Consider the following 843-nt stretch of genomic DNA (forward strand, 5'->3'; position numbering starts at 1 on the left):
CCGCGGCGAAGACCCTTCGCACACCCCCGCCGACCCCCGCCCCCCACCCTCCCGGCAGCCCCGCGGGCCACGCGCAACCCCCAGGAGCCCCCACAAGCCCCCCACAGACCCCGGACGTACCCCCGAAGCCTCCTCCGCCGGAACCCCCGCCGCCGTCCCACAGCCCCCCACAGCCCCCTTGACCGCCGGGACGGCCGTGGCAGACTCACCGCCATGCACCGCGTCGCGATCGTCGTACAGCCCGGCATCCGCGCCTTCGACCTCGCCGTCATCACCGAGGTCTGGGGTTACGACCTCAGCCGCCTCGGGGTCCCGCCCTTCGAGCTGCGCCGGTGCGCCCTGTCTCCCGACCCGATCCCGCTTCCCGGCGGGCTGACCCTCACTCCGGACCGGGGGCTGGACTGGCTCGCCGGCGCAGACCTCGTCGTCGTGCCCGCTCTGGCCCGGCCCGGCGATCCGACGCCCGAGCCGGTTCTCGAGGCCCTGCGGAACGCCCACGCCAGGGGCATCCCGGTGGCCGCCCTGTGCGCCGGCGCCTTCATCCTCGCCGAGGCCGGGCTGCTGGCGGGCCGCCGGGCCGTGACCCACTGGGCGCTGGCCCCGACGCTGGCCGGCCGCCACCCCGCCGTGCGCGTCGAGGAGGCCCCGCTCTACGTCGAGGACGACGGGCTGTGGACCTCCGCCGGGGTCGCCTCCGGCATCGACCTCTGCCTCCACCTGGTCCGCGAGGCCCACGGCGCCGAGGCGGCCGCGGCCATCGCCCGCGCGATGGTGACGGGCCCCTTCCGCACCGGCGACCACGCCCAGTACCTGGACCGCCCGACCCCGGCCGCCGACCGGACC

At 77.6% G+C, this 843-nt stretch carries 1 protein-coding gene; it reads left to right on the forward strand.

From position 1 onward, the window contains the following. Nucleotides 1-213: 213 nt before the first annotated feature. A partial coding sequence (locus tag J7F03_RS33600; protein ID WP_251072893.1) for an AraC family transcriptional regulator occupies nucleotides 214-843 on the forward strand: 630 nt, incomplete at its 3' end.

It is taken from the genome of Streptomyces sp. ISL-43 (assembly GCF_018614195.1).
Taxonomy (GTDB): domain Bacteria; phylum Actinomycetota; class Actinomycetes; order Streptomycetales; family Streptomycetaceae; genus Streptomyces.